Source organism: Mesorhizobium sp. M7D.F.Ca.US.004.03.1.1 (assembly GCF_003998635.1).
GTDB classification, from domain to species: domain Bacteria; phylum Pseudomonadota; class Alphaproteobacteria; order Rhizobiales; family Rhizobiaceae; genus Mesorhizobium; species Mesorhizobium loti.
On the sequence record NZ_RZQG01000188.1, the window covers coordinates 1 to 8,082 of the forward strand.

At 63.6% G+C, this 8,082-nt stretch carries 8 protein-coding genes; 1 reads left to right on the forward strand and 7 read right to left on the reverse strand.

Going from position 1 to position 8,082, the window contains the following annotated elements:
* From EN935_RS13380 to EN935_RS13395, 4 genes are all read right to left on the reverse strand, one after another.
* Positions 1-249, reverse strand: a 249-nt coding sequence (locus EN935_RS13380) for an ATP-binding cassette domain-containing protein (protein ID WP_164771115.1), incomplete at its 3' end; no start/stop codon positions are given.
* Entirely contained in the window at positions 246-1,205 is a 960-nt protein-coding gene (locus EN935_RS13385) for a sugar ABC transporter permease (RefSeq protein ID WP_127264820.1), read from the reverse strand. The genes EN935_RS13385 and EN935_RS13380, both read right to left, overlap by 4 nt.
* Positions 1,202-2,062 (reverse strand): carbohydrate ABC transporter permease, encoded by an 861-nt coding sequence (locus tag EN935_RS13390; protein ID WP_109660970.1) that lies wholly within the window; start codon positions 2,060-2,062, stop codon positions 1,202-1,204. Before EN935_RS13390 ends, EN935_RS13385 begins: the two co-directional genes overlap by 4 nt.
* An 81-nt stretch (positions 2,063-2,143) precedes the next feature.
* A complete protein-coding gene (locus EN935_RS13395) occupies positions 2,144-3,757 on the reverse strand; it encodes an extracellular solute-binding protein (RefSeq protein WP_109660968.1) in 1,614 nt (537 codons plus the stop codon).
* Between the two features lie 357 nt (positions 3,758-4,114).
* On the opposite strand from EN935_RS13395, the gene EN935_RS13400 reads away from it, so the two are divergent.
* Positions 4,115-5,143, forward strand: a complete 1,029-nt coding sequence (locus EN935_RS13400; protein WP_126069661.1) for a LacI family DNA-binding transcriptional regulator — start codon at positions 4,115-4,117, stop codon at positions 5,141-5,143.
* A 133-nt stretch (positions 5,144-5,276) separates the two neighbouring features.
* Here EN935_RS13400 and EN935_RS13405 read toward each other — a convergent pair whose 3' ends face one another.
* The 3 genes from EN935_RS13405 to EN935_RS13415 form a co-directional block, all read right to left on the reverse strand.
* Positions 5,277-5,735, reverse strand: a complete 459-nt coding sequence (locus tag EN935_RS13405; protein ID WP_127265888.1) for a DUF126 domain-containing protein — start codon at positions 5,733-5,735, stop codon at positions 5,277-5,279.
* Positions 5,732-6,982, reverse strand: a complete 1,251-nt coding sequence (locus EN935_RS13410) for an aconitase X (protein ID WP_127265889.1) — start codon at positions 6,980-6,982, stop codon at positions 5,732-5,734. Before EN935_RS13410 ends, EN935_RS13405 begins: the two co-directional genes overlap by 4 nt.
* A 69-nt stretch (positions 6,983-7,051) precedes the next feature.
* A partial coding sequence (locus EN935_RS13415) for an ABC transporter ATP-binding protein (protein ID WP_164771116.1) occupies positions 7,052-8,082 on the reverse strand: 1,031 nt, incomplete at its 5' end.

Sequence of the window (8,082 nt, forward strand, 5' to 3'; positions counted from 1 at the left end):
GTTCTGGAACACGAAGCCGACACCGCGCCGCCCCATCGGTACCCCGGCCATGTCGCGCTCGCCAAACAGGATCTTGCCGCCGGTCGGTTCCTCCATGCCGGCGATCATGTTCATCGTCGTCGACTTGCCGCAGCCAGACGGCCCGAGCAGCGCCATGAACTCGCCATCGGCAATTGCCAGATCCATTGTCTTCAGCGCGGTGAAGTCACCGAACTTCTTGACCAGGTTCTGCAGGTGAATGGCACTCATGCCGGGACCTCGCGTGCCCGCGCCATGCGCTTCATGGCGAACACCGCGACGATCGACAGCACGATCAATATGGCCAGCGCGATCGCCGCCACATAGCCCCAGATCAGGTCCTGCGTGGTGAGCTTGTAGATGTAGACGGAGATGGTCTCGGTGGCGACGCCGGGACCGCCGCCGGTCATGATGTAGAGCGTGTCGAAGATCTTGAAGTTCTCGATCACCCTGATCGCCAGCGCGATGATGATGATCGTCTTCATCTTCGGCAGCACGATGGTGACGAAGCGCTGCCACGGATTGGCGCCGAGCAGCGTCGCCGCCTTGATCTGGTCCTCCGGCACGCCGACCAGGCCGGCAAGCAGAATGAGGAACATCAGCGGCGTCCACTGCCAGATGTCGGCGACCATCACCGCGATCAGCGCCAGCGTCGGGTCCGACAGCCATGCGATGGTGACGGGCGAACCGGTGAGCGCCGACAAGATGTCGTTCACCGGGCCGCCCGACTGGAACAGCATGAAGAACATGTAGCCGGCCACTGCCGGCACCACCATCATCGGCATCAGCAGGACCGAATAGAATATCCGCTTGCCCGGAAAATCGTCGGCAAACAGCGTCGCCAGCGCCAGGCCGAGCAGGAATTCAACCGGCACGCAGATGATCATGACGATGGCTGTGCGCTTCAGCGCGCTCCAGAAGCGCGGATCGGCGGCAAGATCGGTGTAATTGGCTAGGTTGTTCCACAGTGACCAGGCATTCCACCAGCCGAGGCCCGACAGCGGCGACCAGTCGGTGACGCTGATGTAGAGCTGCATCAACAGCGGGAAGGCCGAGATGAACAGCACCAGGATCTGCGCAGGCAATGTCAGCCGGAAACCCAGCCTTGCGCCTTCATCGCGCGAAACCGGCCTTGTTCCAGCGGTTTTCATCTCGTCCTCTGAAACCATGGCAGTCACCGCGCTCATTGCTTGAGCGCCCCGAATGTCAGCCCGCGCACCAGATGGCGCTGGATGGCGATGCCCATGATGACCGGCGGCACCGCCGCGATGAGGCCAAGCGCCGCCTTGGCGCCATAGAGCTGCCCGGTCATCGAGGACGACAGCGAAGCCATGTAGACCGGGATCGTCACCCATTCGCGCGTCGTCAGAAGCAGCGCGATCAGATAGTCCGACCAGTTGAGGATGAAGACGAAGAGTGCGGCACTGGCCAGCGGCGCGCGCATCATCGGCAGCGTGATGCGGGTGAAGACGCGCAGCCGCGAACAGCCCTCGACCAGTGCCGCCTCCTCGATCTCGCGCGGCATGTCGTCGAAGAAGGTCTTCATCAGCCAGAAGGCGAACGGCAAGGTGACGATGCCGTAGATCAGCGCCAATCCCCACCAGCTGTCGGTGAAGTTGAGGAAGGCCCACATGATCATCACCGGGATCATCACCGCCATCGGCGGAAACAGCCTGAGCTGGATCAGCGCCAGCGGCAGATTCTGTCCGGAGCCGAAACGCGACAGTCCGTAAGCCGCGGCAGTACCCGCTGACATCGCGATCACCGTGCCGAAAACCGCCGACAGCAGCGATGAGAGGATCGGCTTCAGCGCGGTGCGGTCAAGCGCAACGATCAGATTGTTGGTCGACTCGCCGAAGACGAAACGGAAATTGCTGAGCGTCGGGTTCTTCGGCCACCATGTCAGGTCGGCGCCGGTCGCCGACCATTCGGCGATCGGCTTGAAGGCCATCGACACCATCCACAGGATCGGCACCAGGGTCACCGCCATGGCCACGAAGATCGCGGCGTAGCGGAAGATCTCGAAAGGAATGGAACGCTTCATCTGGCGGCTTTGCTGGTGGCGTTGTGGGCGGAGGGGAGAAGCAGGCTCCTCCCCTCCTTCGATGTGATCCAGGGAGATGGATCAAACGATTGGATCGAGAACTGTCGGCCAGGCCTCCTTGTTGGTCTTGATGGCTTCGAGCAGCTTGTCCTCGCCGGTGCGCCGGGCGATCTTCTTCCACTCGGCCTCGGTGTCGGCCATCGCCTGCTCGGATGTCTTGGCCTTGGTCAGCGCCGCCATGAGGTTCTCGTCGAGCGCATTGTGGAAGGCTGTTGCGCCAGGATAGTTGATGGTCGGCACGGTGCGCGCCACCGTCTCGCGCACCACGTCCATGTGGTAGGCATGATAGGTCTGGCGCACCAGCGGATCGGAGAAATCCGACAGTCGGAACGGGTCGAGATAACCGCCGGGGTTGGCGCTCATCCAGGCGTAGATGCGGGCAGAGCCCAGCCATTGCAGCAGGAGATAGGCGACCTCCTGGTTTTTCGACTGCGCCGAGACCATGCCGGTCAGCGAGAACCACAGCACGGAACGGCTGATCAGCTTGCCGTCGATCTCGCGGCCGGGCGGCAGCATCGAGCCGATCTTGCCGGTGACAGCCGAGTCCTTGTTACCGGCATTGTCGAGGAATTTCGGCAGGTTGGAGAAGGCGCAGGTCATCGCCGCGCCGCCCTTGGCGAAATTGCCGTACTGTTCCGGCCAGCCCCAGGAGATCGCATCCGGCGAATGATGCGCGAGCGACGCGACATATTCGTTGGTGGCAGCGATGCCTTGCTCGGAATTGATCATCGGCTTGCCGTCATCGCCAAACAGGAACTGGTTGGGCGAGGCCATCGAAACATAGCGCTGATACCAGTTGGTATAGCCCCAGCCCTGGTTGCGCAAATCGGTCGACCCGAACAGACCCTTGTCGGGACGCTGGAAGAAGGCGGCGATGTCGCCATGCTGCTTCCAGGTCTTCGGCGGCGCCAGATCGTAGCCGTACTTGTCCTTGAAGGCTTTCTTCTCGGCTTCGTCGCCGAACAGATCGGTGCGGTAGACCCAGGTCTGGAAGTCGCCGTCCAGCGACACGCCATAGTTCGAGCCGCGATATTTGTTGAGCAGCGACACGCCCTTGGCGCCATTGACATAGCCGGTCACCGGATCATCCCACTCGGGCTTGTACTGCGCGACAAAGTCATCGAGCTTGGCGATGCCGCCGGTTTCGGCGAGGTCGCCGAGGCGGTTCCATTCGGTCGAATAGATGTCGTAGGCCCCACCCTTGGTGGAGATGTCCTGCATCGTCTTGGTGAATTCCTGGCCATTCGGCAGACCGACGATTTCGATCGGGATGCCGGTCTCCTTTTCCCACAGGTCCTTGATCGACGGCGCGCCGGCCGGAAACGGCTGTGTGAGCTGGCCGATCGAGCCATCGGACAGGCCGAGCACGATCTTGGCCGGCGCCTTGCCGGCACCCTTCAGCGCCTTGGCCGCCTCGATGGCGCGGCCTTCCGGCGTGTCGGCGCCATACTGGTAGCGCTCGGCCCCATCGAAGCCCGTCGGGCCGCCAATCATGCCTGGCGCCAGCGCGTCGGCCGCATAGGCGCGGCCGGGACGAATGAATTGCGGTGCGATACCTGTGGCGGCCACGAACACCGCCGCCTTTCCTCCGGACGTCAGCAATCGGCGTCGCGATATGCGGATCAGATCAGACATTGGAATTCCTCCCTCAGGGCCCACGTTTCCTCCACGAGCCCATGAGGGATATTGACGGCAGTATCGGAAGGCTGTCAACATCATAAATAATCAAAATACCTCACAACATCGCAATGAGGCGAGGAAATGCGTCATGCCTGGGTCCACATACCGCTCCACATGCCTCGATTTGATGGGAAATGTATCTTCCCATCCTGGAATAGCCGTGTCGGACGACTTGATTTAGCCCAACGGCTTGCGCTTCGGCCAAGGCCGGATACATCATTTCCCATCAGAATCGCCGAGGACAGGCAGCCATCGCCGTCAGACGGGCTGCCGGCATTGCGTGATCCTGATGCGTTGAGGAGATGAAAGACGGTGCGTTCCACCCTGACTGACATAGCCCGGGAAGCCGGCGTTTCCGCCGCCACCGTCGACCGCGTGCTCAACAACCGCCCCGGCGTGCGAGCGCGCACGCGCGAAATCGTGCTCGAAATGGCGCAGCGCCTCGGCTACATCGCCGAAAGCCCGAACGGCGTGCCGCCACGGTCCTTGCCCGGCGAGGTCATCCGGCTCGACTTCGCGCTGCCGGCCGGCACCAATTCCTTCATCAAGATGCTGCACCGCCACATCGAGGCGCAGGCCCTGGCGCGACCGGATCTCGATGTCCACATCGCCACCATAGAAGGCTTCAATCCCGACCGGCTTGCCCGCCTGCTGCAGGACCTGCGCGGACAGACGCAAGGCGTCGGCGTCATCGCGCTCGACCATCCGACGGTGCGCGAAGCGATCCGCTCGCTGTCGGCCAACGACATCAAGGTGGTGACCATCGCCTCAGACATCCTGCATGTGCCCAGGGTCGCCTATATCGGCATCGACAACCGGGCCGCCGGGCGGCTGGCCGGCTATCTGCTCAACCGCTTCATGGGATCAGGCCGTCCGGGCAAGGTGGCGCTGTTCGCCGGCTCGCTGTCCTATCGCGGCCACGAAGAACGCGAGATGGGATTCCGCCATATCCTGACGGAGGAATCGCCCAATCTGCAGATCGTCGAGATGCGTGAAATGCTCGACGACCGCGAGAAGGCCTATTCGGAAGCGTCCGCCCTGCTGGAGCGGCATCCCGATCTTGCCGCGATCTACAATGTCGGCGCCGGCAACACCGGCATCGCCCGCGCGCTCAAGGAGCGCGGCCGCGCGCAGTCCATGGTCTTCCTCGGCCATGAGGTGACGGACGGCACCAAGGACCTTCTGCTCGACGGCACGCTCGACGCGGTGATCGACCAGAACCCGCGCGTCGAGGCCCGCGAAGCGCTCAACACTCTGACCCATGCGGTCAGAGGATTGCCCTATGAATTGCACCAGCCAAGGCTGCAGGTGATCTTCAAGGAGAACATCCCGGAGATCTGAGCAACAGCTTTTCGTTTCTGAATAGAGATAGAGCGCGCTTGCCAGGTCGCGCATCTCGTTGGTGGTGCCACCCACCGTGCGACGGTCCAATCTCAACGAACACCGGCGCGACCAGCGGGGGCGCGATCGCCGCCTACGAGTGGCGCGGTACTGCTGGATTGATGGCGGGTTGAATCGTAACGATCGCCCGACCATCCACGCCAGTGCCGATTGCTATCCCGTCGCCGGAGGCTATGCCGGCAATGTCGCACACCACCAGCGGCATGCGGATCTCGTAGAGAAATTCGGCAACTATGGCACCGACCGCCAGGATCGGGTCCGGCCGCTCCAGAAGGATACCGGCCGGCGCCGTGCCCCTGCGGATCGCCTCGGCCAGGACCGAGGATGAAGACGACGAGCCGCGCCCGCTGGGCATGACCAGGATCTTGCCGGCGACATTCTGGCCAAGGCCGGAATGCGAATGATCTGTTATGTCGCCGGTCTCGGCATCGATGCCGCCCCAGAAGCTGAGTGGCTGCGAAAACACCAAAGCCAGGCCCTCGGCCTCGCCGGTCAGCTGGAAGGTGCCGGTTCGTTGCACCGGCCGCGTCATGAGGCACTCCGCACGACATACCCTACCGCAGCGGAGCGGATGCAATCCTTCATCTCGGCGAAGGCGACGGACACGCCTATATTGCCGGGCGCGTAATGCGCCCATTTACCAGAATTGGTCATCACCACGCCGTCGAGACGCTCGAGAATCGCAGTGACATAGGTGCAGGTGTCGGCCACCGGGATCAGACCGAACGCCTCCATGCCGGCCAGCGCGCCCTCCTCCTGCAGTCGCGTCAGGGTCGCGCGCCCGGTGTTGACATAGATCGGAATGCGCCTGCCCGGCGCTACCTCGCGTAGCAACGGCAACAGCCGCATCCATTCCTGATGCGAAAAATGCGGCGTGCCGAGCGACACGGCCGCCAGCGGCGCACCGTCCGGTACGCCAGACAGCCTGGCCAGCGCATGGCCGATATCGGCGCGGCTGATACGGATCGTCTCGTCAGGCGCATGGCCCTGGAACGCCTCATCGAGCGTGCTTGCTTCCGGCGTGACGCCGACCGCATGGAACAGCGCCACCGCGCCGGTCGTTGCCGCCGCTGCCCCCAGCGCCTTCAGCTGGTCCTCGTCGCGCGGCCGCGGCAGGCCTGTGATCACCGGAATCCGGTCGCCACTCGCTTGCCCGATGATCAGCCCAACGCCGACGAACAGGCTGTCGCTCGGCTCGGGGTCCGGAACATCCAGCTCAAATAAGATCCGGCCACGCCGGTTCTCGCTCAGATGCAGGCCCCAGGCCGGCGCGCGGCCGGTCATGGCGCAGCACAGATCGATGAAATCGCCATAGCGGTTGGTGCGCGCGCCGATGACCGAATTGGCAAAGACGATGGCGTTGGATTCGCCCCAGGCGATCTGCTGGCCAAAAACTGGCCGGAACCGCGTCTGGTACGGCGCACAAGTGAAGGTCGCCTGGCAACCGAGCTCCAGATGCGCCTTCATCAGCCGCCGCGCCGGCACCTCTTCCGCCGCCGGCATCTTCACCATGCCGGGATGGATGAGGTCGAACGAGCCGACATTCAATGTCGTCGGCACCTGGACGCAGCCACCACCTTCGACCAGCCGCTCGACGAAATCGAGCCCTGCCCTGCCGTGGTAGAGACAGCCATCGATATGGGCGCCGGCAATGTCGAGCAGACTGCCTGCCCCAACCGCATTGGAAAACGCGACCAGGATTTTCATGGCAGCGGCTGCGGACGAGCCTTGCTCGCCGTCGAGCATGGATCGGTCCCGCGCACTCAGCTCCAAGGTCATCGGCATGCTCCGGGCTCTTGCCCGTCTATGCTGTCCCCGATTGCGAACAGTATGGCAAGACCTGGGGGATCAGTTCGCCGCGATCAACACCGTGCTCTCAGGCGACCAGCGCAGCACGACATCCTGGCCCTCCGCCAGCCGTTCCATGCCGGTGTTCTGCACGATCACCTTCAGCGTCTGCCCCGCACGCTCGACGAAATAAGTGCTGTTGTTGCCGGCGAAGATGCGCTTGGAGACCTGCCCCTTGAGAATGTTGGCGTTACCATCCGGCGCTCCGGCATCCGTGGCGATGCGGATGCGTTCGGGCCGCACGGCGCAGCTCGCCTTGGCGCCGGCTGCAAGCGTCGCACCCGCGCCGGCGGCAATCGCTGTGCCGTCCGCCAGCCGGATGCCATTGCCCGTCGTATCGCCGCGAAAGATATTGGCGTCGCCCAGGAAGGTGGCGGCGAACTCGCTCTTCGGCCTGTTATAGATCTCCTCCGGCGGCCCTTCCTGCACCAGCCTGCCGTCGCGCAATATGCCGATGCGGTCGCTCATCGTCAGCGCTTCTTCCTGGTCGTGGGTGACGAAGATGGTGGTGATGCCGATCTCGCGCTGGATGCGCTTGAGCTCGATCTGCATGTCGACGCGCAGCGCCTTGTCGAGCGCGCCGAGCGGCTCGTCGAGCAGCAGCACGCGCGGCTTGGTGACGATGGCACGGGCGAGCGCCACACGCTGGCGCTGGCCGCCGGAGAGTTGGTGCGGCCGGCGGCCACCGAGCTTGCCGAGCTGCACTAGGGCGAGCGCGCGCTGCACCTCCGTCGCAATCACTGCCTTGGCCTCACCGCGCACGGACAGGCCGAAGGCGACATTGTCGGCGACGCTCATGTTGGGAAACAGCGCATAGTTCTGGAACACCATGCCGATGCGTCGCTTTTCGACCGGCACCCGCTCGACGCTCTCGCCGCCGATGGCGATGCGGCCTGAGTCGGGAAAATCGAAGCCGGCGATCTGCCTGAGAAGCGTGGTCTTGCCGCTGCCCGATGGCCCCAGCAGCGCATAGAAACCACCATCGGCGAAGTCGATGGAAACATCGTCCAGCGCCTTGTGCGCGCCAAAGC